The organism is Bradyrhizobium oropedii, from assembly GCF_020889685.1.
GTDB lineage: Bacteria > Pseudomonadota > Alphaproteobacteria > Rhizobiales > Xanthobacteraceae > Bradyrhizobium > Bradyrhizobium oropedii.
Genome location: NZ_JACMYO010000070.1, coordinates 1 through 22,158 on the forward strand (window position 1 = coordinate 1; position 22,158 = coordinate 22,158).

Consider the following 22,158-nt stretch of genomic DNA (forward strand, 5'->3'; position numbering starts at 1 on the left):
CGGGCGCCGGCGCGGGCGATGGGGCAGCAGCGGGCCCAGGCGCCGGTGTGACCTGCGGAACCGGGTCGGATCGCGCGGGAGCCGGTTCGCTGCCTGCATTGCTCTTGGGCGCATCGACCTTGGCCGTATCGGGCTGGGAGGCCGGCTTTGCCGGCTTCTCGGCCTCACCCTTGTCCTCGCGCTTGACCGCGGTCCTGGGCTCCTCACCCGCGGCCTCGCCCTTGGGTGCGTCCTCGGACTTCGGCTCCTCGACGGGCTTGCCGCGACGGCCGTGCTTCTGACGTGACGGCTTGCCCTCGCCCGCGGCCTGCGGGGCCTGACCGTCGTCCGGCCTGGCACCCTCGGGCGCCTCGCTCGGCCGCGTCATGCGCTTGCCGCGGTGAGCGGAATGTCCTTCGGGATTCAAGCCGTCGGCGTCGGGCTTCGCCCCTTCCTGCGGCGCGGCACCCTGATTCTGCCGTCGGGCGGGACGCTCGGACGGCTGCTCCGGCGACTGGTTCGCCTCCTGGCGGCCTTCCCTGCCCTTGGCGCCCTTCGGCTGATCCTTGGCCTGGTAGCGCGGGTCGTTGGCGCCGTTCGAAATCAGGTAGGACGCGAGGATGCCGGCCATGTCGCTGGACGTCGTGTAGTGCTGGCGCAGGAAGCCCGGCAGCGAACCGGCCGGCACCGACTTCAAGAGGCCGCGCGGGCTCTTATGACAAACGGTGCAGGTACCTGCGAAGATCTGGGAGGGGCTTTTGCCGGCCTCGAGGTTTTGCGCTTCCGCCGGTACGGCTGACAGGCAGCCAATCAAAAGCGTCACCGCCGCCAGACTGAGGGCTCGGCTCAACATTCCTTAAGTCTCCAGATTCCGGAAAAATCGCCGCCTGCGCCTCATGGATCGGCCGCGGCGGTCACCTTTTAGCCGATTATCACGCGAATGGAAGCGCGCGCATGACGCATCCACGCAATTGTCACATTTTGGAATATCGGCTTTGACCACAACGCAATAGCGCGCCCGAATTCCCTGCCTATCTTTGGGTTGGGGACACATTGGAGTGATCAGCTCCGGTGGTGTCGGTGTGCAGCTTGCCGTTCCGTTGGTGTCTCGATGGACCGATTGTTGCGATACTTCTTGGGGCGCTTCATCCGCCGCGGTTCGATCACGTTCACGACCGCGAGCGGCGCCCAATTCAGCTGCGGTGACGGCACCGGCACGCCGGTCGCCGCGCGTTTCATGACCAGGGCGGCTGAAGTCCGCGTTCTGGTCGATCCGGAACTTTATCTCGGCGAAGCCTTCATGGATGGCACGTTCGTGGTGGAGCGAGGCACCATCGCCGAGGTGCTGGCGGTCCTGATGGGCCAGGCGGCCATGCTGCCGAACTTTGCCAGGATGCAGGCCTGGGTGCGGTTCCTCGGACGGCGTGCCCAGCAGATCAATGTGCGTGGCCGCTCCAGGAGCAATGTCGCCAGCCATTACGATCTCGACGGCCGCCTCTATTCCCTCTTCCTCGATGCAGACAAGCAATACAGCTGTGCCTATTTCGAGGCGCCTGACGCGACGCTGGACGACGCCCAGCTCGCCAAGAAGCGCCACCTCGCCGCAAAGCTCCTGATCAAGCCCGGCCACCGTATCCTCGACATCGGTTCCGGCTGGGGCGGACTCGGGCTCTATCTTGCCGAGATGAGCGGCGCCGACGTCACCGGCGTCACGCTGTCGACCGAGCAGCTGCAGATCTCCAACGCCCGGGCGGCGGAGCGGAGCCTGGCGGATTCCGCGCGTTTCCTGATGCAGGACTACCGCGACATTCCCGGCCCGTTCGACCGTATCGTCTCGGTCGGCATGTTCGAGCATGTCGGGGTCGCCTACTACGAAACCTTCTTCAAGCGCTGCGCCGAGCTCCTGAGCGATGACGGTGTCATGGTGCTGCATTCGATCGGCCGCTCGACCGGTCCCGACGTCACCAGCCCCTGGATCCGGAAGTACATCTTCCCCGGCGGCTATATTCCGGCGCTCTCCGAGGTCATGCCGGCAATCGAGAAGGCCGGACTGCTGATCTGCGACATGGAGATCCTGCGGCTGCACTATGCCGAGACGCTGAAGGCGTGGCGCGAGCGCTTCATGGCGCGGCGCGAGGAGGCGGTGCGCCTTTACGACGAGGCCTTTGCCCGAATGTGGGAATTCTACCTGGCGGCCTCGGAGATGTCGTTCCGGGTGCAGAACATGATGAACTTCCAGCTCCAGCTCACCAAGCGCCAGGGCGTCGTCCCGATCACCCGCGACTACATCGGGCACGAGGAAGCCCGGCTGCGGCTCAGGGAAGCGGTCGCCGCCAAACCCCGGCTGCAACTCGCCGGCGAGTGAGACCAAAACAACGGGTGTCGCTAGTTGCGCAGGCTGTAGGCCGATCCGCAATGGGCGAAGGTCGGTGCCGGACGCGCCAGATGGGCCACGGCGGCCGAGACCAGCCGGGCATCGCAGGGAGCATTCCGGACCTCCGGACGCGCCGACTGCTCCATGGCATCGACGAGCGACGCCAGCCAGCGGCGGTCCATGCCACCTGCCCGGCCAAGCCTCAATCGCATCGTCTGAAACTCTTGAGCCATCGTCGCCGTATCTTCCCTGAGCGAAGACAACCCGGAATCCGCCGGGTCGTTCCCGCGAACCTGGCGCAAAGAAAAATGCGGCAGGTGTGATCTGCTTCACAGAGGTCTGTTCCGGGCTGTCGTAGTGATCCGGAATGACCCGAGAAACGCACCAGACGATGTTGGACCCGCAGCGCGATATCGCGACCGACTACGCCCTGATCGCCACTGGCGTGGTGGCCGCCTTGATCGCGCTGGCTTTCCTCGTCCTGGTCTGAGGACCCGACGCCAACAGCCGCCTCACCTCTCCATGGGTTCGCCGGTCCTGAAAAAGGTTCAGGCGGCATCCGATTTTTACCAACGACATTGCTGATCGGCCGGACCCTGCCCGGTTTCTGACAAGACCCAGTCAAGCGGAATGCATCCGGCTGTCCGGGATTCACACATCGCGTTGTGTGAATCGTGCATAAGAAACATCCGTCCTTTCGCTTCGTGCCGGGCTGGCGCTTGATCGCCGCCCCACATCCGAAAATCGCAGTAACGACGAAATCAGAAGAATAAGCTCGTCCATGGCCTTGATTGATTCGAACGTCCACAAGCTCGCGCCCGACGCCGCCGCCTCCGCGGCCTACCGGAGTGCGCCGCACAACATCGAAGCGGAACAAGGCCTTCTGGGCGCGATCCTGGTCAACAACGACGCCTTCTATCGCGTCTCCGACTTCCTGGAGCCGAAGCACTTCTTCGAAACCATCCATCAGCAGATCTATGAAACCGCCGGAAGCCTGATCCGGATGGGCAAGGTCGCGAACCCCGTGACCCTGAAGACGTTCCTGCCGGCCGAGCTCGACATCGGCGGCATGACGGTCGGCCAATACCTCGCGCGGCTCGCCGCCGAAGCGACCACCATCATCAACGCGCAGGATTACGGACGTACCGTTTACGATCTCAGCCTGCGCCGCAACCTGATCCAGATCGGCGAGGAGATCGTCAACGTCGCCTATGACGCGCCGGTCGACTTTGCCCCGCGGGCGCAGATCGAGGATGCCGAGCGGCAGCTCTACAGTCTTGCCGAAACCGGCCGCTATGACGGCGGCTTCCAGCGCTTCTCGCAGGCGCTGACGATTGCCGTCGACATGGCGGCGAAGGCGTTCCAGCGCGACGGCAAACTGTCCGGCATCTCGACCGGCCTGCGCGATCTCGATGCCCGGATGGGCGGCCTGCAACCGTCCGACCTTATCGTGCTCGCCGGCCGTCCCGGCATGGGCAAGACATCGCTCGCCACCAACATCGCCTACAACATCGCCAAGGCCTATGTGCCCGAGGTCCAGGCAGACGGCACCACCAAGGCGGTCAACGGCGGCTGCGTCGGCTTCTTCTCCTGCGAAATGAGCGGCGAACAGCTCGCCACCCGTATTCTCGCCGAACGCACCGGCATTCCCTCGAGCTCGATCCGCCGCGGCGGTATCTCGGAGCTCGATTTCGAGAAGATCCGCGACTGTTCGATCGAGCTGCAATCGCTGCCCTTCTATGTCGACGAAACCGGTGGTCTCTCGATCTCGCAGCTCACCGCCCGTGCCCGCCGCCTCAAGCGGCAGAAGGGCCTCGATCTGATCGTGATCGACTACATCCAGCTGCTGCAGGGCTCGGGCAAGAAGGGCAACGACAACCGCGTCCAGGAAATCACCGAGATCACCACCAATCTGAAGGCGCTGGCGAAGGAATTGAACGTCCCGGTCATCGCGCTGTCGCAGCTGTCGCGTCAGGTCGAAAACCGCGACGACAAGCGACCTCAGCTCTCCGACCTGCGTGAATCCGGCTCGATCGAGCAGGACGCCGACGTGGTGATGTTCGTGTATCGCGAGGAATACTACCTGGCGAACAAGGAGCCGCGGCCGGGCACGCCCGAGCACGAGAAATGGCAGATGGAGCTGGAACTGGCCCATGGCAAAGCCGAAGTCATCATCGGCAAGCAGCGCCACGGCCCGACCGGCACCGTCGAATTGCACTTCGAGGCCAGCGTGACGAGGTTCGGCGATCTCGCACCCGACGGTCAGATTCCGGATCACTCCCATTGATTCCGCGGCGCGGTTGAACGGCAGGAGCCCCGCGCGTACAACGGGGGCATGAACATCGTGACCGACGCGAAATCGCAGCTGACGCCCGAAGCCAATCTGCTGGCGGCCCATCCGGCCGCCACCGGCATCCTCACCATCGACCTCGACGCCATCATCGCCAACTGGCGCAAGCTCGAGAAGACCGCAGTGCCCGCCGAATGCGCCGCCGTGGTCAAGGCCAACGCCTATGGCTGCGGCGCCGAACAGGTTGCGCGGGCGCTTGCCAAGGCGGGCTGCAAGACCTTCTTCGTCGCGAGCGTCGAGGAGGCCGCCGCGGTGCGTGCAGCCGCTCCGCAGGCAACGGTATATTCGCTCGGCGGCTTCTTCCAGCAGACCGGCGAGGCCTACGCCAAGATCGACTGCAAGCCTGTGATCGGCGATCTCAATGAACTCGCCGAGTGGGACGTGTTCTGCCGCCGCTCCGGTTGGTCCGGCGGCGCCGCCATCCATATCGATACCGGCATGAACCGGCTCGGCCTCACGGTCAGCGAAGCGCAAGGCATCATCCCGCGGATCAATGCCGGCGATCACGGCATCACGCTCGTGATGAGCCACCTCGCCTCCGCCGAACTCTTGAACAACCCCGCCAACGCCAAGCAGCTGGCAAGCTTCCGCGAGATCGCGAGCCTGTTCACCGGCGTGCCGGCGTCGCTGGCGAACTCCTCCGGCGTGTTCCTCGGCGCCCAATTCCAGTTCGAGATGGTGCGGCCGGGCTGCGCGCTCTACGGCGTCAATCCGACGCCGGAGGCCGACAACCCGATGCAGCAGGTGGTCGACCTCAAGGCGCGCATCGTGCAGATCCGCAACATCGATCGCGGCGAGACCGTCGGCTACGGCGGCACCTGGACCGCACGCCGGCCGACCCGGCTTGCGATCGTCTCCGCCGGCTATGCCGACGGCTATTTCCGCGCCGCCAGCGCCAATGACGGCACCCGTGGCGCCGAGGTCGTGGTCGCCGGCAAGCGCTGCCCGATCGCCGGCCGCGTCTCGATGGACCTGATCGCGGTCGATATTACCGATCTCGACAAGAACGCCGTGCGGCGCGGCCACATGGTGACGCTGATCGGCGAAGGCATCACGGTCGACGAGGTCGCGCATCATTTCGGCACCATCGGCTATGAGGTGCTGACCAGCCTCGGCCGCCGCTTCGTGCGCATCTACAAGGGCGGCGATGCCGTCTCCGCGACGAGCGGCACCGTTGTCGAGAACAGCGAGCCGGCCGCCTCGCAAGCAGCGCCCCCTGCCATGCCGACGGCAGCGCCGCCTGCACCGCCACCATTGCCATCGGCTGATGACGTGACCGGTCGCGCGTGCCCATGAAGATCGCGACCTTCAACATCAACAACGTCAACCGCCGGCTGCCGAACCTGTTGCGCTGGCTGAAATCGGCCAAGCCCGACGTCGTGAGCTTGCAGGAGCTCAAGGCAAGCGACGCCGAGTTTCCCGCTGCTGCGATCGCGAAGGCCGGCTACGGCGCAGTGTGGCAGGGACAGAGGACCTGGAACGGCGTCGCCATCCTCGCGCGCAAGGCCGAGCCCGTGCTGATCCGCACCGCCCTGCCCGGCGACGCCTTCGATCACGAGGCGCGCTACATCGAGGCCGCGGTGCGCGGCATCGTCGTCACCAGCCTCTATCTGCCGAACGGCAATCCGCAGCCCGGACCGAAATTCGATTACAAGCTGGCCTGGTTCAAGCGGCTGCGCGCCCACGCCGCCAAGCTGCTCAAGCAGAACGTCCCGGTGGTGCTCGCCGGCGACTACAACGTTGCGCCGACGCCCTTCGACATCTATCCGACGCGGTCGTGGGACAAGGATGCGCTGATCCAGCCGAAGAGCCGCGCCGCGTTCAAGGTGCTGGTCGATCAGGGCTGGTGCGATGCGATCCGCACGCTGCATCCTGACCAGCCGATGTTCACCTTCTGGGACTACATGCGCAACCGCTGGCCGCGCGATGCCGGCCTTCGGCTCGATCATCTCTTGCTCAGCCCCGACCTGGCAGCGCGGCTCGCGGAGGCCGGCGTCGACCGCGACATCCGCGGCGAGGAAGGCGCCAGCGATCATGCGCCGGCGTGGGTGGTGTTGAAGTGACGGGGCGGCGATGACGTCTGCCCCACCACTGCTGTCGTCCCTGCGAAACCAGTGACCCATACTCCGCAGCGGATGTTGTCGAAGAGACTCGTCGTTCGGGCGTCGCTCAACAATGACTGCCGGTGGTTATGGGTCCCTGCTTTCGCAGGGATGACGGTGGGCCGGGCGATAACAGTTGAGGATGAGGACGCAGCTTCGCGTTCGCGCACCTCGTCGAGGCCGCCCGATACCACCGAATGCGGCCGGATGTGGCGAACCAGGTACAGCCGGGGGTCGTGGAAATCGACTACACTCGCATCGATTTGATTCATGCATTGGGGGCTGCACATGAAGACATATTTCGTCGCTGCGTCCGCGCTCATGCTCGGCATTGCAACTGCCTCCGCGGCCGACCTCGCCGCTCGCCCCTACGTCAAGGCGCCCCCGATCGTCGCCGCCACCTATGACTGGAGCGGTTTCTATGTCGGCGCCAATGGCGGCGGCGGCTGGAGCCGGAAGTGCTGGGACATCGTCCCCTTCGCCATCACTAATCCGACGCTGGGCGTCCTGAACTTCACCGGGCCGGAAGGCTGCCACACCGCAAGCGGCGCGACCGCCGGCGGCCAGATCGGCTATCGCTGGCAACAGGCCGCCTGGGTCTTCGGCGTCGAAGCGCAGGGCAATTGGGCCGACCTCTCCGGTTCGAACCCCTCCGTCGCGCCGTTGTTCGCGGGCTTCGCCAACCGATCGAAGATCGATGCCATCGGCCTCTTCACGGGACAGATCGGCTATTCCTGGGGCGCCTTCCTGCTCTATGCGAAGGGCGGCGCGGCGGTGGTGCGCGATCGATACGAGAGCTTCATCACGCCGGCATTCGGACTCGGCCTGCCGGTCGGCTTCATCGCCGACCACGGCAGCGAGACGCGCTGGGGCGGCACGATCGGCGCCGGTGCCGAGTATGCGATCGCGCCCAACTGGTCGCTGGCGGTCGAATACGACCATCTGTTCATGGGAACCGACACTGTTCACATGACCTACGATCCCGCCTTCATCGCCCAGATCAACCATGACGAGCGCATCCGCCAGGACGTCGACATGGTGACGGTGCGCGTCAACTACCGCTTCGGCGGCCCGGTCGTCGCGAAGTACTGACGCCGCGCGCGCGGTTGTCTGTGGTTCAGGGCGCCCTTGCGCCGCCTCGAACCATGAGGCCACACTGAGCCTCCTCTCCCGAGATGGGCATCCAGCGCGGCTCGGGATCAGGTCCCGGAGTGCGCGTGGGCTTCCTCTTCGTCCTCATCGTCGGCCTGGTCGCCGGCACCATTTCAGGCATCGTCGGCACCGGCTCGTCGATCATGCTGATGCCGGTGCTGGTCTATCAGTACGGGCCGAAACAGGCGGTGCCGATCATGGCGGTCGCCGCCGTGATGGCCAATCTGTCGCGGATTCTCGCCTGGTGGCGCGAGGTCGACTGGCGCGCCTGCGCCGCCTACTCGATCATGGGGATTCCGGCCGCGGCGCTCGGTGCGCGCACCCTGCTCGCTCTACCCTCGCACGCGGTCGACGTGGCGATCGGCCTGTTCCTGATCGCGATGGTGCCGGTGCGGCACTGGCTGGAACGACACGAGCTGAAGGCCAGTCTCTGGCATCTCGCAATCGGCGGCGCCGTGATCGGCTATCTCACCGGCATTTCTCAACAAACTTTGATGCGACACTGATCTCCAATCCTAGGTGGCGAGCCGTTAATCCAACACTCTTCCGAATTGAAAGACGAACGGCTGCGCCCTACGGTATTAACCGCTACTTTTGCCTCGCGAACATGAAGACATCTGAGCACATCGAAGTGCTGACAGATTTTGAGAAATTCGCCTCCACCGTGCGCAGATGACTTCCCTGCTGCTGCCTGCGCGAGATAACCGCGTCTAGACGCGGCACAAGCCCGCAAACCAGGCAGCGTCTTGCGATAGCGCGCCGATCGACTGAGTGCGCCGACTTCCCATCCGGCGCCGCTCCAGGGCACGTCGACAGGACCAACCGGTCCCGCTCGCGGACGTAAAACACATTCGGCTTGGTGCTGATCTCCAAACAGCGATCGGCGTTGCCACCTCCTGATCCGTGCTATGCAGAGAATGCGGAATCGAGTCCACCCATGGCCAAATCCACCCTCTCCTTCGTCTGCCAAAACTGCGGCGCGGCGTATAATCGCTGGCAGGGCAAGTGCGATTCCTGCGGCGAGTGGAACACGCTGGCCGAGGAAGACACCACAGGCTCGGTGCCGGTCTCGATCCGCAGCAAGCGCAAGGGACGGACGTTCGCGCTAGAATCACTATCGGGCAAGACCCAGGACGCGCCGCGGCTCTCGTCGGGCATGACCGAGCTCGACCGCGTCACCGGCGGCGGCTTCGTCCGCGGCTCGGTGCTGCTGGTCGGCGGCGATCCCGGCATCGGAAAATCCACGCTGCTGACCCAGGCAACCTCCATGATGGCGCGCGCCGGTCACCGCGCGGTCTATATCTCCGGCGAAGAGGCGGTCGCCCAGGTGCGGCTGCGCGCCGAGCGGCTCGGGCTCGCCGACGCGCCGGTGCAGCTCGCCTCCGAAACCTCGGTCGAGGACATCGTCTCGACGCTGTCGGAAGGCGCGGTGCCGCGGCTGATCGTGATCGATTCGATCCAGACCATGTGGACCGACACGGTGGAGTCGGCGCCCGGCACCGTGACCCAGGTCCGCGCCTCCGCGCAGGCCCTCATTCGCTTCGCCAAGAAGACCGGGGCAACGATCATCCTGGTCGGCCATGTGACCAAGGACGGCCAGATCGCCGGCCCCCGCGTGGTCGAGCACATGGTCGATGCGGTGCTGTCGTTCGAGGGCGAAGGCTCGCAGCAGTTCCGCATCCTGCGCTCGGCCAAGAACCGCTTTGGCGCGACCGACGAGATCGGCGTGTTCGAGATGACCGGGCTAGGCCTGCGCGAGGTCACCAACCCCTCCGAATTGTTCCTCTCGGAACGCGAGCTCGGCAGCCCGGGCACGGCTGTGTTCGCCGGCATCGAGGGCACCCGCCCGGTGCTGGTCGAATTGCAGGCGCTGGTGGCGCCGACCTCGCTCGGCACGCCGCGCCGCGCCGTGGTCGGCTGGGACCCGAGCCGGCTGTCGATGGTGCTGGCGGTGCTCGAGGCGCATTGCGGCGTCAAATTGTCCGGACATGACGTCTATCTCAATGTCGCGGGCGGCCTGCGCATCCAGGAACCGGCCGCGGACCTCGCCGCGGCGGCTGCGCTGGTGTCCTCGCTGGTGAATGCGCCCTTGCCGACGGACGCGGTCTATTTCGGCGAGATTTCGCTGTCGGGTGCGATCCGCCCGGTGGCGCAGACCCCGGCCCGGCTGAAGGAGGCCCTGAAGCTCGGCTTCGGCCGCGCCATCCTGCCCGAATCGGCCCGCGGCGACGGCGGCGGCGATGCGGGGCTCGCGCTCAACAGCGTCGGCAATCTGACCACCCTGGTCGCCGAAATCGCCGCACGCGGGACGCCTCGGGGCGGCCGGGCTGCGCCGAGGAACGACGAAGGTACGCCAAGAGGCGACCCGAGCGGCTCCGGAGACGCTGATACGGCTGGGAAAAATGCCACACCGGCCCGATTCCGTCGCGAGACCGGCTAAAGCGGGCGTGACGTATCTGCCCCTCGCCGCTATACATCCGCCGCGCGGGACAGGTGGCGCTCCGGCCTTGCCGGATGCCCCCGATGCGCCTCAGTTAGGACGGCACCGACTTCGCCGATTCGCGAGAGCTCTTAACCAGCGTAAGCCCTTAACAGCGTACCGAAACGTACCAGCGGACCTGACCAGCCGATGCCCATAACGATACTCGATCTCGTCCTGCTCGGCGTGATGCTGATCTCGGGCCTGCTTGCGATGGTGCGCGGCTTCATGCGCGAGATCCTGTCGATCGCGGCCTGGGGCGCCGCCGCGCTGGTCACGCTGTATGCTTTCTCGAAGCTGTTGCCGACCGCCAAGACTTACTTCAATAACGACACGGTCGCAGCCGTGGTCGTGGTAGCCGGCGTCTTCATCGGCACGCTGATCGTGGTCTCGATCATCACGGTGCGGATCTCGGACATGATCCTGGATTCCCGGATCGGCGCGCTCGACCGCACCCTGGGCTTCCTGTTCGGGCTCGCCCGCGGCCTGCTGATCGTGGTCGTGGCGTTCATGTTCTTCACCTGGCTGGTTCCGGACAAGCAGCGGCCCGACTGGGTGACCGGGGCAAAGTCCCGGGTGGTGCTGCAGGGAACCGGGGATTGGCTGATGTCGCTCTTGCCTGACGACCCCGAGAACACCATCTTAAAGAAGTTCAAGAAGAATAAGCCGGACGACGATTCTGCGGCTGATACCAATGATCAGGCGACGCCAGCGTCGGGCGATGGCTATAGCAAACCTGCGCGTGACGGCTTGAAAAAGCTGATCGAGAAACCCGCGGGCCGATAACTTATTTGGTTTGGGCCCCTCACGAGAGGCGATGAACGAGATGCAAACCCCTTCCGATCACGCCGACCAAATGGATCTCGACCTCGGCCCGATCGAATTGCAGGAACATCCTCGACAGGACCATCTCCGGCAAGATCATCTCCGAGACGACCTCAGATACCACCCAGATATCGACGGCGACACACTCCGCGAGGAATGCGGCGTATTCGGCGTCTTCGGCCACCCCGAGGCCGCTGCGATCACCGCGCTCGGGCTGCATGCCCTGCAACACCGCGGCCAGGAAGCCGCCGGCATCGTCTCGTTCGACGGCGGCCGCTTCCACAGTGAACGCCGGCTCGGCCTGGTCGGCGACGCCTTCTCCCGCCGCGAGGTGATCGATCGCCTGCCCGGCAATGCCGCGGTCGGCCATGTCCGCTATTCCACCACCGGCGGGACCATCCTGCGCAACGTGCAGCCGCTGTTCGCCGAGCTCAGCGCCGGCGGCTTTGCGGTCGGCCACAACGGCAACCTGACCAACGGCCTGACCTTGCGCCGCGAGCTGGTCAAGGGCGGCGCCATGATGCAGTCGACCACTGACACCGAGGTGATCCTGCATCTCGTCGCACAGTCGAAGCGCACCCGCTTCATCGACCGTTTCATCGAGGCGCTGCGCACCATCGAGGGCGCCTACGCTCTGGTCGCGCTGACCAACAAGAAGCTGGTCGGCGCGCGCGACCCGCTCGGCATCCGCCCGCTGGTGCTCGGCGATCTCGACGGCCGTCCGATCCTGACCTCGGAGACCTGCGCGCTCGACATGATCGGCGCGAAATATGTCCGCGACATCGAGCCCGGCGAGATCATCGTGTTCGACGAGAAGGGCGCGCACAGCCACAAGCCGTTCCCGCCGAAGCCGGCTCGGCCCTGCATCTTCGAATACATCTATTTCGCGCGGCCGGATTCGATCGTCGGCGGCCGCTCGGTGTACGACGTGCGCAAGGCGTTCGGCGCCCAGCTCGCGCGCGAGAGCCATCCCGAGGTCGACGTCGTGGTGCCGGTGCCGGATTCCGGCGTGCCCGCGGCGGTCGGCTACAGCCAGTATTCCGGCGTGCCGTTCGAGCTCGGCATCATCCGCAACCACTATGTCGGCCGGACCTTCATCCAGCCGACCCAGACCGTGCGCGAGCTCGGCGTGCGCATGAAGCATTCGGCCAACCGCGCTGCGATCGAGGGCAAGCGGATCATCCTGATCGACGACTCGCTGGTGCGCGGCACCACCTCGAAGAAGATCGTGCGCATGATGCGCGACGCCGGCGCCCGCGAGGTGCACTTCCGGCTTGCCTCGCCGCCGATCCTCTATCCCGACTATTACGGCATCGACCTTCCCGATCGCGGCGGGCTGCTCGCCGCGACCCATTCGCTCGAGGAGATGCGCGACATCATCGGCGCCGACTCGCTCGCCTTCCTGTCGATCGACGGCATGTACCGCGCGATGGGCTATGAGGGCCGCGACCCGGCAAATCCGAGGTTCGCCGACCACTGCTTCACCGGCGCCTATCCGACCCATCTCACGGACCAGAGCGAAACCGAGCCCTCGCCGCGCCAGCTCTCGCTGCTGGCGGAAGCGAGCTAGCCACATCCTCGCTGTCGTCCCTGCCGAGTGCGCGGTTGCGCACGGAGCAGGGACCCATGACCACCGGCCTATGTGGCTGGAGCAGCATTAGACACGAACACTTTCTTCCATTATCGCCGTCACGGCGTATGGGTCCCTGCTTTCGCAGGGACGACGATTTGTTAGAGTCCCTTCCATGACAAAGCCCCTCGCCTCCCGGATTGCCCTCGTGACCGGCGCCTCGCGCGGGATCGGCTATGCGACATCGGTCGCGCTGGCCAAAGCCGGCGCGCATGTCGTCGCGGTGGCCCGCACGCAAGGCGGGCTGGAAGAGCTCGACGACGAGATCAGGAAGGCCGGCGGCAGCGCTACGCTGGTGCCGCTCTCGCTCACCGATTACGACGGCATCGCGCGGCTCGGGCTCGCGCTGCATGAGCGCCACGGCAAGCTCGACATCCTCGTCGGCAATGCCGGCACCGCCGGCCCCTCGTCGCCGCTCGGTCACATCGAGCTGAAGCCGTGGAACGACGTGTTCGCGATCAACGTCACCGCCAATTTCCAGCTGATCCGCTGCATGGACCCGCTGCTGCGCCAGTCCGACGCCGGCCGCGCCGTGTTCGTGACGTCGGGCGTGGCGCACAAGGCCAGCGCCTATCTCGGCCCCTACGCGGCTTCGAAGGCCGCGCTCGACGCACTGGTCCGCTCCTGGGCCAACGAGACCGCCAACACGGCGCTGCGCGTCAATCTGTTCAGCCCCGGCCCGATCCGCACGCGGATGCGCGCGCAGGTGTTTCCCGGCGAAGACCCGATGACCTTGGATACGCCCGACATGGCCGCCGAATTCATCGTGCCGATGTGCGCGCCGGACTGGACCGAAACCGGCAAGCTCTACGACTACAAGGCACGCACGCTGCGGACTTTCCAGCCGCCGGTGTAGGCGTCTCCCGTCATTGCGAGCGAAGCGAAGCAATCCATTTCTCAGCGCGTGCGGAGGCATGGATTGCTTCGTCGCTATCGCTCCTCGCAATGACGGCGGAACGGATTGACTCGCTCCCCTCCCCGCGATTGACTGCCCTCCGCAGCGGCACGGCCGCCAAGAAGAAGCTCGGGAGGCATCATGACGCCGACGTTCAATCGCGCGCGCTCCATTCTGTCCGGATTGTTTCTCTCCGCCTGCATCGCATCGTCAGCGCTTCTCGTTCCGCCCGCGCCGGCCAAGGCCGGCGACGTCCCGACCTTCGCGGTCGATGCCTCCTGGCCGAAACAGCTTCCCAACAACTGGATCCTCGGCCAGATCGGCGGCATCACCGTCGACTGGCAGGGGCACATCTGGGTGGTCCACCGGCCGCGCTCGCTGACCGATGGCGAGAAGGCAGCGAGCCTCACTCCGCCGCGGGCAAAGTGCTGCGTGGCCGCGCCGCCGGTGCTGGAGTTCGACGTCGACGGCAATCTGCTGCGATCCTGGGGCGGTCCCGGCGACGGCTACCAATGGGTCGGCCGCGAGCACGGCATCGAGGTCGACGAGCGCGGCTTCGTCTGGATCGGCGGCAATGCCGATGACGACAGCGAAATCCTGAAGTTCTCGCTCGACGGCAAATATCTCGGCCAGATCGGCAAGATCGCAGCGCGCACCAACAGCAACGACCCCACCCAGCTCGGCCGGCCCGCGGGAATCGCGATCGACAAGGCGGCCAACGAGCTCTACGTCGCCGACGGCTACGGCAACCGCCGCGTCATCGTGTTCGACGCCACCACGCTGGCCTACAAGCGGCACTGGGGCGGCTATGGCAAGCTCCCCACCGACGACAAGCAACCGCCCTACGATCCAAGCGCTGCGGTGCAGGAGCAGTTCGGCAATCCCGTGCATTGCATCAAGATCGCCAATGACGGGCTGGTCTATGTCTGCGATCGCAGCCAGGACCGCATCCAGGTGTTCCAGAAGAACGGCACTTTCGTGCGGGAATGGTTCTACGAGAAGAACACCCGCGGTGACGGCGCGGTGTTCGATCTCGCGCTGTGGCCCGATCCGAAGCAGACCTATCTGCTCAACGCCGACGGCGCCAACAACGAGATCCGCATCATCAAGCGCGACGACGGCTCTGTCGTCGGCGCCTTCGGCCACAGCGGCCGCAATGCCGGCCAGTTCGCCCTCCTCCATGTCATGGCGGTCGACCAGAAGGGCAACGTCTATACCGGCGAGGTCGAGGGCAAGCGGATCCAGAAGTTCAAGCTGACCTCGGACGCGCTGAAGTGAGGATGACGGCGGGATGACGCTTGGACGCAGTTCATCCGGCTTTATGCGGATTGCCGCTTCCACCCGGAAAGGGTAAGCGGGAACTCGAACGACCGGCACAAGGCTCCACAAGAGGGCCGCCCGGATAAATCACAGTGGAGGGAATGTCTGATGACGACGACGCTCGCGCGGCGCCACGCCGTGCTACTCGCTTGCGCTGCACTCGGACTTGCAACGCCGGCCGTTGCCCAAGAAAAACAAGACAAGAACGTCAAGATCGGTGTGCTGAACGACATGTCGGGCCTCTATGCCGACATCGGCGGCCCGAACTCGGTGGCCGCGGCCAACATGGCGGTGGAAGACTCCGGGCTTCGCGCCAAGGGCTGGAAGGTCGAGGTGGTCAGCGGCGATCATCAGAACAAGCCCGACGTCGGCGTCAACATCGCGCGCAACTGGATCGACAACGAGAAGGTCGACATCATCACCGATACGCCGAACTCCGGCGTTGCGCTCGCCGTGAGCAACCTCGCCAGGGAGAAGAACTCGATCGTGCTCAACTCGGGGGCTGCGACCGCCGACCTCACCGGCAAGGCCTGCAACGCCAACACGATCTCCTACACGTTCGACACCTACATGCTGGCCAACGGCACCGGTAAGGCGCTGACCAAGGCCGGTGGCGACAGCTGGTTCTTCCTCACCGCCGACTACGCCTTCGGCCATGCGCTGGAGCGCGACACCGCGGCGGTCGTCACCGCGAACGGCGGCAAGGTGCTCGGCGGCGTCAAGCACCCGCTCAACACCGCCGACTTCTCCTCGTTCCTGCTGCAGGCGCAGGCTTCCAAGGCCAAGATCATCGGCCTCGCCAATGCCGGCGGCGACACCACCAATGCGATCAAGCAGGCGTCCGAATTCGGTATCACCGCGGGTGGGCAGAAGCTCGCGGCACTGTTGCTGTTCGTCAACGACGTGCATGCGCTCGGCCTGAAGATCGCCCAGGGCCTCACCTTCACCGAGTCGTTCTATTGGGACATGAACGACCAGACCCGGGCCTGGTCGAAGCGCTTCCAGAAGGTCTCGCCGAAGGGCTCGATGCCCTCGATGACGGTGGCCGGCGTCTATGCCGGCGTGCTGCATTATTTGAAGGCGCTGGACGCGATGGGCGGCAATCCGCATGACGGCGCCAAGGTCGTCGCCAAGATGAAGGAGATCCCGACCGACGATCCGCTGTTCGGCAAGGGTCCGTTGCGGATCGACGGCCGCCGTATCATCCCGGCCTATCTGTTCGAGGTGAAGAAGCCGGAAGAGTCCAAATATCCCTGGGACTATTACAAGCTGATCGCCACCATCTCTCCGGACGACGCCGCCAAGCCGCTCGAGGCCAGCGAGTGTCCGCTGGTGAAGAAATAAGCGAGCTGCCGTACGCTGCGTAGGGTGGGTTAGCCGAAGGCATAACCCACCATCGTCTCCGCGCACGAAGTCGGCGGGTTACGCTTCGCTAACCCGCCCTACTCCTTCTCATCACTTCGCCGCCGACTTCCTTGCCGGCGCAGGCAACGATGCCCACTCCCTGTCGGCACGCGGGCCGCCGGCGTCACCGGTCAGGCCGACGAGCTGTCCGGGCTGCACGTCGAGCGTCTGCTTCCAGGTCTGGGTCTGGCAGAGAAACTTGAGCAGACATCCCTTCAGCTTGAGCCGGTCGGAGGCGTCGCGCCACAGCGAGACGGAATAGGACTTGCCGTCCTCGGCATTGTAGATGTCGCCGTCGAACCGGCCTTCTGGCGTCGCCTTCAATCCCAGGATCAGCTGATGGCCGAGCAGCGCGCGCGTTCGCTTCTCGGGATCGGCATTGAAGCTGTCGCGGAGCGGCTGGCCGCGCGGATCGAGCGGATCCTTCATCCACACGATGAAGCCGCAGATGCGGTCACGCGTATTGCCGCAGCGCTCGAGGCGGATGCGGGCCTGTCCGTTTCACGTGGACTTGATGCGTACAGGAAGACCTGGGATCTGTTTTTCGGCTGTCAACGTTCGTCCTACGCCTTCGATATCGAGGACATCGCGATCACGGCCGGCGATGACGTGGCCTTCGCCGTCGCGGTGATGCGGTGCGGCGCGCCCGACGCCACGTTTCAGTTCAGGCTGACGATCGGCTTGTGCAAGGTCGATGGTGACTGGTTCATCACGCATGAGCACCATTCGGTGCCGGCGACGGAATAAAATTGGGTGGGTTAGCCGCAGGCGTAACCCGCCACTTTTCGCAGCGGCTTCGGCCAGCACGGACGAAATCCAATGTTCGTCCGCAGGTCCGGTGCTACGCTGCCAAGCCAAGTGTTGTATGGGCAGGCTACGTTAGAGCCTTCCCAGACGCCAGGCACTGATGGACGCGATCATGAAAGCCCGCCCCAATTCCAAAATTCGCGTGGTCTTACTCGCTTGCGCGTTCGCAGTGCCCCTTTCGGCAGGTTTTGAAGCACGCGCAGAAAAACGCGTGGCGCTCGTCGTGGGCAACAATGCCTACGAAAGTGTGCCCAAGCTTGAAAGGGCAGTAAACGATGCCAAAGCCGTGTCTTCCGCCCTGGAAATAATGGGCTTTCAGGTTCATCTTGCAACCGACCTTGGTCGCCGCGATTTCATTCGGCAGCTGTCCGCATTCTTGGATCGTGTCGAGCCGGGCGATTTCGCCTTTCTCTACTACGCCGGACACGGGATCGAAATCCGGGGGACGAACTACATCCTGCCTACAGACCTGCCGCCCGTTGACCAGGGCCAGGAAAGTCTTCTCACCGGCGAGGCCGTTCCAATCGACAAGATTCTCTCCGATTTGCAGGACCGCGGGGCTCGTGTCACAATTTTCGTCCTGGATGCGTGCCGCGACAATCCATTCAGAGCCGGCGCGACCAGAACTGTCGGGGGTGCGCGCGGGCTCGCTATGGGCACACCTCCAGAAGGAGTTTTCCTTCTTTACTCCGCCGGGGTGGGACAATCGGCACTGGATCGCCTTTCTGATAGCGACTTCGATCCAAACTCGGTCTTCACCCGGGTCTTTCTCAAGGAGATTCAGAAGAAGGACCGTTCGCTAGTCGACGTTGCAAAGTCGATTCAAGTAGCCGTGCGAAACCTTTCGCAAACCGTAAGCCATACGCAGGTGCCCGCCTACTATGACCAGATCATTGGGCAGGTGTACCTAGCGAGCGATGGCATAGCGCCAGCGAAACGCGACCAGGACGAGGCTGTTGCCAAAAACAAGCTTCCTCAACCACCGACGGTTACACAAACACCATCACAGCAGCAACCCGCCATTCGCCCCGCATTCAACAATCGCGCCTTCAGTGAGTACCTTGGGCGACAATCACAGCTGGTCCGCGCCGCTCATAAATGGGCTACCCCGAACGCGGTTGCGATGTGCGACCGCCTTGCCAGCTATGGATTGGACGTCCCCGATTCGCGCGCGCCGCGGGTTGAGTTGAAAGACATCAACATCAAAGAGGCTGCGCCGGCTTGCATCGCAGCCGTTCTCCAGGCCCCCGCGACGCCGCGCCTTCGTGTCCAGCTCGCCCGCGCGCTACTGCGATCGCCGAGCAAGGCCGACGGTGTGTATGCCCTCGACATCCTGCTCGATCTCGCGCGGGACGGCTACCCGGCGGGAATGTGGCAGATCGCAATTGCGCATTTGAATGGCGTCGTAGTCAAAGCAGACGCGAGTGCGGCCGCCTCTTGGTTTCGGCGCGCCGCAGACAAGGGTCTCGGGGCTGCGATGTCGGACCTCGCCTATCTCTATGAGAACGGAATAGGAGTTTTGAAGGACAAGGCCGAAGCGGCTCGCTGGTTTGAGCGAGCAGCCGCCAGCGGAAACCCCGGCGGTATGCGCAATTACGCGTTGGTTCTTGACCAGGGTGATGGTGTGGATCGCGATGCGAGGCAAGCGGCAGAATATCTCCTGACGGCTTTTCGAATGGGGTCTGACTCTGCACGAAAGAGTCTTTTCGATCTGAACGCTACCTGGCATGCCGACACAAAGAGCGAGGTACAGAAGCTACTGGGAGATTTTGGGCTTTACAGGGGTCGTACCGATGGCGAATTTGACACCGAGACCTTTACTGCCCTCAACGCGCTGCAATCATCGAACCCCGTATTCAACGGTCGCAATGAATAATGCGCCTGCCGGTGCCGCCCCGAGCTTTTACCGCCGATGCGCATGACTGTGCCGTCGCGCGATCGAACGCGCCCGCACGACATCGGGATCGCTGCCAATCGGAGCAAAGGCACGCCGCCGTCGGGCAGATCAACTGCCATCATTCCTTCAGGCGGTCGCAGAAAGCGCGTGGCCACCGTGTTGTCCGCCAGCGCGACGGAAGCAAGCCTCGCGCGCTCCTTTTTTGCCACGCCGAACTCTACCCGCCAGCGGAACAGCAGCACGCCCTTGGAGCTACGCTCTCTACGAAGCTACGTTCTCTTTGCCGCCGTCGCGCGCCAGGCAATGGCGAGCGCGAGCAGCAGCAGCGCGCCGGCCAGATAGAACGGCGCGCCAGGCATTTTCAGCGGAACATTGTCGCCGATGAAATACGCAAACGTCAGCGTGAACAGGAACGGGCCGATCAATTCCGACATGCTCTGCACGCTGGATGTCGCACCCTGCAACTGGCCCTGCTGGTCGGCGGCTACGAGCTGCGTCGTCAGTGCCTGCGTCGCGGCGCCGGAGATGCCCCACAGCGCCATCACGGGAATGCCGATCCAGAACAGCTGGCCGGTCGGCGCCGCGCCGAAGATCACGAAGCCCAAAGCGCCGCAGACGAGACCTAGGAACAGCGCGTTGCGCTCGCCGAGCAGCTTGACGATCGGGCCGATCGCTGCACCCTGCACGATCATGCCGCAGAGGCCGACCAGCGCGAGCGTCGCGCCGACCGTGCCGGTGTCCCAGCCGTAACGATAGGTGGCGTAGAGTACGAACACCGACGGCAGCACGACATGCGCAAGCTGGCCGAAGAATGTCGCCAGCGACAGGCCGGCCAGCGTCCGGTTCGAAAGCAGGAAACGCAGCGCGCCGATCGGGTTGGCGCTCTTCCATTTGAACGGCGCACGCCGCTCAGGCGGCAGCGATTCCGGCAGGATGAACAGGCCATAGAGCCCGTTGACGAAGCTCAAAGCCGCCGCCGCCCAGAACGGCAGCCGCGGATCGATCTGGCCGAGCAGCCCGCCCAGCGCCGGTCCGAGGATGAAGCCGGCGCCGAAGGCAACGCCGATCTTGCCGAACATCGCGGCGCGCTGCTCCGGCGCGGTGACGTCGGCGATGTAGGCGAACACGGTCGAGATGCTCGACGACGTGATGCCCGAGATCGCCCGCCCGATGAACAGCCAGATCAGGTTCGGCGCCAGCGCCATCAGCACATAGTCGGCAGCAAGGCCGAAATTCGACACCAGCACCACCGGCCGGCGGCCGAAGCGATCGGACAGCGCGCCCAGGATCGGCGAGCAGACGAACTGCATCAATGCCCAGATCGAGCCGAACACGCCGAAGATGCGCGCCGCGTTTGCGGTGTCGTTGTTGACGAAACCTTCGATCAGCTTGGGCAGGATCGGGATGATGATCCCGAGCGCGAGCATGTCGAGCAGCAGGGTGATGAAGATGAAGATCACGGCACCGCGGCGCGGTTGCGGCACCGAAATCGCCTCAGCCCCGGCCTCGCCGCTCATGACGGCCGTTTGCGCTTGTGGGCGAACGGATTGGCCTTTTCTCTTAGCGTAATACGAATGGGCGTGCCCGGCAGATCGAAGGTCTCACGCAGCGAGTTGGTGAGGTAACGCAGATAGGATCTCGGGATCGCGTCGGCGCGCGAGCAGAACAGCACAAAACTCGGCGGACGCGCCTTCACCTGCGTGATGTAGTTCAGCTTCAGCCGGCGGCCGGAGACAGCCGGCGGCGGGCTGGCCTGGATCGCCTGCTCGAACCAGCGATTGAGCGCCGAGGTCGGCAGCCGCCGGTTCCAGACCGCATAGGCCTCCTGGATCGCAATCATCAGGCGGTCGATGCCCTCGCCCATCAGGCCGGAGACGGCCACGATCGGCGCGCCCTTGACCTGCGGCAGCCAGTGGTCGGCATCGATGCGCAGCTGCGAGATCAGGTTGGGCTTGCGCTCGACGAGGTCCCATTTGTTGACCGCGAGCACGATGGCACGGCCCTCGCGCTCGATCAGGTCGGCGATGCGCAGATCCTGCTCCTCGAACTTGTTCTGCGCATCCATCATCATCACGACGACCTCGGCGAAGCGCACCGCGCGCAGCGCGTCGGCCACCGAGAGCTTCTCCAGCTTCTCCTCGATCCGCGAGCGGCGGCGCAGCCCGGCGGTGTCGAACACCCGGAACTGGCGGCCCTGCCAGGTGATCTCGACTGCGATGGAATCACGCGTGGTGCCGGCCTCGGGGCTGGTCAGCAGCCGCTCCTCGCCGAGCAGATGATTGATCAGGGTCGACTTGCCGGCATTGGGCCGGCCGACGATGGCGACGCGGATCGGGCGCTGCGCGATCTCCTCGTCCGACCAATCCTCGACACCCTCGATCTCCTCTTCCTCTTCCTCCTCCTCGGCAGGCTCCGGCATCAACGCGCTCAGCGCCTCGTGGAGGTCGGCCATGCCCTCGCCATGCTCGGCCGAGATCTGGACGGGATCGCCGAGGCCGAGCGCGTAGGATTCCATCGCGCCGATCTCGCCGTGCCTGCCCTCAGCCTTGTTGGCGACCAGCACCACCGGCTTGTTGGCTTTTCGGGCGAAGTCGGCGAAGGCGCGGTCGGTCGGGGTCAGGCCGACCCGGGCGTCGATCACGAACATCAGCGCGTCGGCGAGCTCGATCGCGGTTTCGGTCTGCTCCTGCATCCGCGCCGTCAGCGAGCCCTTGGCGCCCTCGTCGAGCCCCGCGGTGTCGATGATGGTGAATTCGAGATCGTAGAGCTTGGCCTGGCCCTCGCGGCGGTCACGGGTCACGCCGGGCTCGTCGTCGACGAGCGCGAGCTTCTGGCCGACCAGCCGGTTGAACAGCGTCGACTTTCCGACATTGGGCCGGCCGATAATGGCGATGGTGAAGGACATGGATTATCCAGGCGCGGTCTGTAGTCCGCGGGTCAAGGT

General features: G+C 64.9%; 19 protein-coding genes and 1 pseudogene. 15 read left to right on the forward strand and 5 right to left on the reverse strand.

Annotation, left to right across the window (positions count from 1 at the left end; genetic code table 11):
- A partial coding sequence (locus H8A95_RS20420) for a hypothetical protein (RefSeq protein ID WP_229184714.1) occupies positions 1 to 832 on the reverse strand: 832 nt, incomplete at its 3' end.
- Positions 833 to 1,090: 258 nt separating this feature from the next.
- Between H8A95_RS20420 and H8A95_RS20425 the strand changes: the two genes are divergently transcribed.
- Positions 1,091 to 2,344 (forward strand): SAM-dependent methyltransferase, encoded by a 1,254-nt coding sequence (locus H8A95_RS20425; RefSeq protein ID WP_229184715.1) that lies wholly within the window; start codon positions 1,091 to 1,093, stop codon positions 2,342 to 2,344.
- A 20-nt stretch (positions 2,345 to 2,364) separates the two neighbouring features.
- Here H8A95_RS20425 and H8A95_RS20430 read toward each other — a convergent pair whose 3' ends face one another.
- Complete coding sequence (locus H8A95_RS20430) at positions 2,365 to 2,586, reverse strand: hypothetical protein (protein ID WP_229184716.1); 222 nt, start codon at positions 2,584 to 2,586, stop codon at positions 2,365 to 2,367.
- A gap of 134 nt (positions 2,587 to 2,720) precedes the next feature.
- Between H8A95_RS20430 and H8A95_RS43840 the strand changes: the two genes are divergently transcribed.
- The 12 genes and pseudogenes from H8A95_RS43840 (at position 2,721) to H8A95_RS20485 (ending at position 16,450) form a co-directional block, all read left to right on the forward strand.
- Positions 2,721 to 2,843, forward strand: coding sequence for a hypothetical protein (locus H8A95_RS43840; protein WP_274617440.1), 123 nt, complete (start codon positions 2,721 to 2,723; stop codon positions 2,841 to 2,843).
- A gap of 291 nt (positions 2,844 to 3,134) precedes the next feature.
- Positions 3,135 to 4,640, forward strand: a complete 1,506-nt coding sequence (locus H8A95_RS20435; protein WP_229184717.1) for a replicative DNA helicase — start codon at positions 3,135 to 3,137, stop codon at positions 4,638 to 4,640.
- 48 nt (positions 4,641 to 4,688) lie between these two features.
- Complete coding sequence (gene alr / locus H8A95_RS20440) at positions 4,689 to 5,999, forward strand: alanine racemase (protein ID WP_229184718.1); 1,311 nt, start codon at positions 4,689 to 4,691, stop codon at positions 5,997 to 5,999.
- Positions 5,996 to 6,766 carry an exodeoxyribonuclease III gene (locus tag H8A95_RS20445; RefSeq protein WP_229184719.1) on the forward strand — a complete coding sequence of 257 codons (771 nt, stop codon included), beginning with the start codon at positions 5,996 to 5,998 and terminating at the stop codon, positions 6,764 to 6,766. The genes alr and H8A95_RS20445 overlap by 4 nt, the downstream gene beginning before the upstream one ends.
- Before the next feature lie 327 nt (positions 6,767 to 7,093).
- Entirely contained in the window at positions 7,094 to 7,897 is an 804-nt protein-coding gene (locus tag H8A95_RS20450; protein ID WP_229184720.1) for an outer membrane protein, read from the forward strand.
- Positions 7,898 to 8,022: 125 nt separating this feature from the next.
- Positions 8,023 to 8,448: pseudogene (locus H8A95_RS20455) on the forward strand (sulfite exporter TauE/SafE family protein); the annotation flags it as partial.
- A gap of 446 nt (positions 8,449 to 8,894) precedes the next feature.
- A complete protein-coding gene (gene radA, locus H8A95_RS20460; protein ID WP_229184721.1) occupies positions 8,895 to 10,397 on the forward strand; it encodes a DNA repair protein RadA in 1,503 nt (500 codons plus the stop codon).
- A 189-nt stretch (positions 10,398 to 10,586) separates the two neighbouring features.
- Positions 10,587 to 11,222, forward strand: a complete 636-nt coding sequence (locus H8A95_RS20465) for a CvpA family protein (protein WP_229184722.1) — start codon at positions 10,587 to 10,589, stop codon at positions 11,220 to 11,222.
- Positions 11,223 to 11,253: 31 nt separating this feature from the next.
- Entirely contained in the window at positions 11,254 to 12,831 is a 1,578-nt protein-coding gene (gene purF / locus H8A95_RS20470; RefSeq protein WP_229184723.1) for an amidophosphoribosyltransferase, read from the forward strand.
- A 175-nt stretch (positions 12,832 to 13,006) separates the two neighbouring features.
- Positions 13,007 to 13,747, forward strand: coding sequence for an SDR family NAD(P)-dependent oxidoreductase (locus H8A95_RS20475; RefSeq protein WP_229184724.1), 741 nt, complete (start codon positions 13,007 to 13,009; stop codon positions 13,745 to 13,747).
- A 180-nt stretch (positions 13,748 to 13,927) separates the two neighbouring features.
- Entirely contained in the window at positions 13,928 to 15,064 is a 1,137-nt protein-coding gene (locus H8A95_RS20480; protein WP_229184725.1) for an NHL repeat-containing protein, read from the forward strand.
- A gap of 150 nt (positions 15,065 to 15,214) precedes the next feature.
- A complete protein-coding gene (locus H8A95_RS20485; RefSeq protein ID WP_229184726.1) occupies positions 15,215 to 16,450 on the forward strand; it encodes an ABC transporter substrate-binding protein in 1,236 nt (411 codons plus the stop codon).
- A 111-nt stretch (positions 16,451 to 16,561) separates the two neighbouring features.
- Here the strand turns inward: H8A95_RS20485 and H8A95_RS20490 are convergent, their stop codons facing one another.
- Positions 16,562 to 16,945, reverse strand: a complete 384-nt coding sequence (locus tag H8A95_RS20490) for a DUF2147 domain-containing protein (protein ID WP_229184727.1) — start codon at positions 16,943 to 16,945, stop codon at positions 16,562 to 16,564.
- Between H8A95_RS20490 and H8A95_RS20495 the strand changes: the two genes are divergently transcribed.
- Together H8A95_RS20495 and H8A95_RS20500 are read left to right on the forward strand one after the other, a co-directional pair.
- Complete coding sequence (locus H8A95_RS20495; RefSeq protein WP_229184728.1) at positions 16,850 to 17,257, forward strand: nuclear transport factor 2 family protein; 408 nt, start codon at positions 16,850 to 16,852, stop codon at positions 17,255 to 17,257. The two genes, H8A95_RS20490 and H8A95_RS20495, sit on opposite strands and share 96 nt — an antisense overlap.
- 160 nt (positions 17,258 to 17,417) lie before the next feature.
- Positions 17,418 to 19,193 carry a caspase family protein gene (locus H8A95_RS20500; protein WP_229184729.1) on the forward strand — a complete coding sequence of 592 codons (1,776 nt, stop codon included), beginning with the start codon at positions 17,418 to 17,420 and terminating at the stop codon, positions 19,191 to 19,193.
- 290 nt (positions 19,194 to 19,483) lie between these two features.
- Here H8A95_RS20500 and H8A95_RS20505 read toward each other — a convergent pair whose 3' ends face one another.
- On the reverse strand, positions 19,484 to 20,731 hold the full coding sequence (locus tag H8A95_RS20505) for an MFS transporter (protein ID WP_229184730.1): 1,248 nt from the start codon (positions 20,729 to 20,731) through the stop codon (positions 19,484 to 19,486).
- The gene (der, locus tag H8A95_RS20510) at positions 20,728 to 22,119 is read right to left on the reverse strand and encodes a ribosome biogenesis GTPase Der (protein ID WP_229184731.1); all 1,392 of its coding nucleotides are present in this window, start codon (positions 22,117 to 22,119) and stop codon (positions 20,728 to 20,730) included. The genes H8A95_RS20505 and der overlap by 4 nt, the downstream gene beginning before the upstream one ends.
- Positions 22,120 to 22,158 lie beyond the last annotated feature (39 nt).

Excerpts from the sequence above, each read along its gene's own strand:
- H8A95_RS20425 (WP_229184715.1), top strand. The coding sequence starts at position 1,091 with ATGGACCGATTGTTGCGATACTTCTTGGGGCGCTTCATCCGCCGCGGT.
- H8A95_RS20430 (WP_229184716.1), bottom strand. The coding sequence starts at position 2,586 with ATGGCTCAAGAGTTTCAGACGATGCGATTGAGGCTTGGCCGGGCAGGT.
- H8A95_RS43840 (WP_274617440.1), top strand. The coding sequence starts at position 2,721 with ATGACCCGAGAAACGCACCAGACGATGTTGGACCCGCAGCGCGATATC.
- H8A95_RS20435 (WP_229184717.1), top strand. The coding sequence starts at position 3,135 with ATGGCCTTGATTGATTCGAACGTCCACAAGCTCGCGCCCGACGCCGCC.
- alr (WP_229184718.1), top strand. The coding sequence starts at position 4,689 with ATGAACATCGTGACCGACGCGAAATCGCAGCTGACGCCCGAAGCCAAT.
- H8A95_RS20445 (WP_229184719.1), top strand. The coding sequence starts at position 5,996 with ATGAAGATCGCGACCTTCAACATCAACAACGTCAACCGCCGGCTGCCG.
- H8A95_RS20450 (WP_229184720.1), top strand. The coding sequence starts at position 7,094 with ATGAAGACATATTTCGTCGCTGCGTCCGCGCTCATGCTCGGCATTGCA.
- radA (WP_229184721.1), top strand. The coding sequence starts at position 8,895 with ATGGCCAAATCCACCCTCTCCTTCGTCTGCCAAAACTGCGGCGCGGCG.
- H8A95_RS20465 (WP_229184722.1), top strand. The coding sequence starts at position 10,587 with ATGCCCATAACGATACTCGATCTCGTCCTGCTCGGCGTGATGCTGATC.
- purF (WP_229184723.1), top strand. The coding sequence starts at position 11,254 with ATGAACGAGATGCAAACCCCTTCCGATCACGCCGACCAAATGGATCTC.
- H8A95_RS20475 (WP_229184724.1), top strand. The coding sequence starts at position 13,007 with ATGACAAAGCCCCTCGCCTCCCGGATTGCCCTCGTGACCGGCGCCTCG.
- H8A95_RS20480 (WP_229184725.1), top strand. The coding sequence starts at position 13,928 with ATGACGCCGACGTTCAATCGCGCGCGCTCCATTCTGTCCGGATTGTTT.
- H8A95_RS20485 (WP_229184726.1), top strand. The coding sequence starts at position 15,215 with ATGACGACGACGCTCGCGCGGCGCCACGCCGTGCTACTCGCTTGCGCT.
- H8A95_RS20495 (WP_229184728.1), top strand. The coding sequence starts at position 16,850 with ATGGCCGAGCAGCGCGCGCGTTCGCTTCTCGGGATCGGCATTGAAGCT.
- H8A95_RS20500 (WP_229184729.1), top strand. The coding sequence starts at position 17,418 with ATGGACGCGATCATGAAAGCCCGCCCCAATTCCAAAATTCGCGTGGTC.
- H8A95_RS20505 (WP_229184730.1), bottom strand. The coding sequence starts at position 20,731 with ATGAGCGGCGAGGCCGGGGCTGAGGCGATTTCGGTGCCGCAACCGCGC.
- der (WP_229184731.1), bottom strand. The coding sequence starts at position 22,119 with ATGTCCTTCACCATCGCCATTATCGGCCGGCCCAATGTCGGAAAGTCG.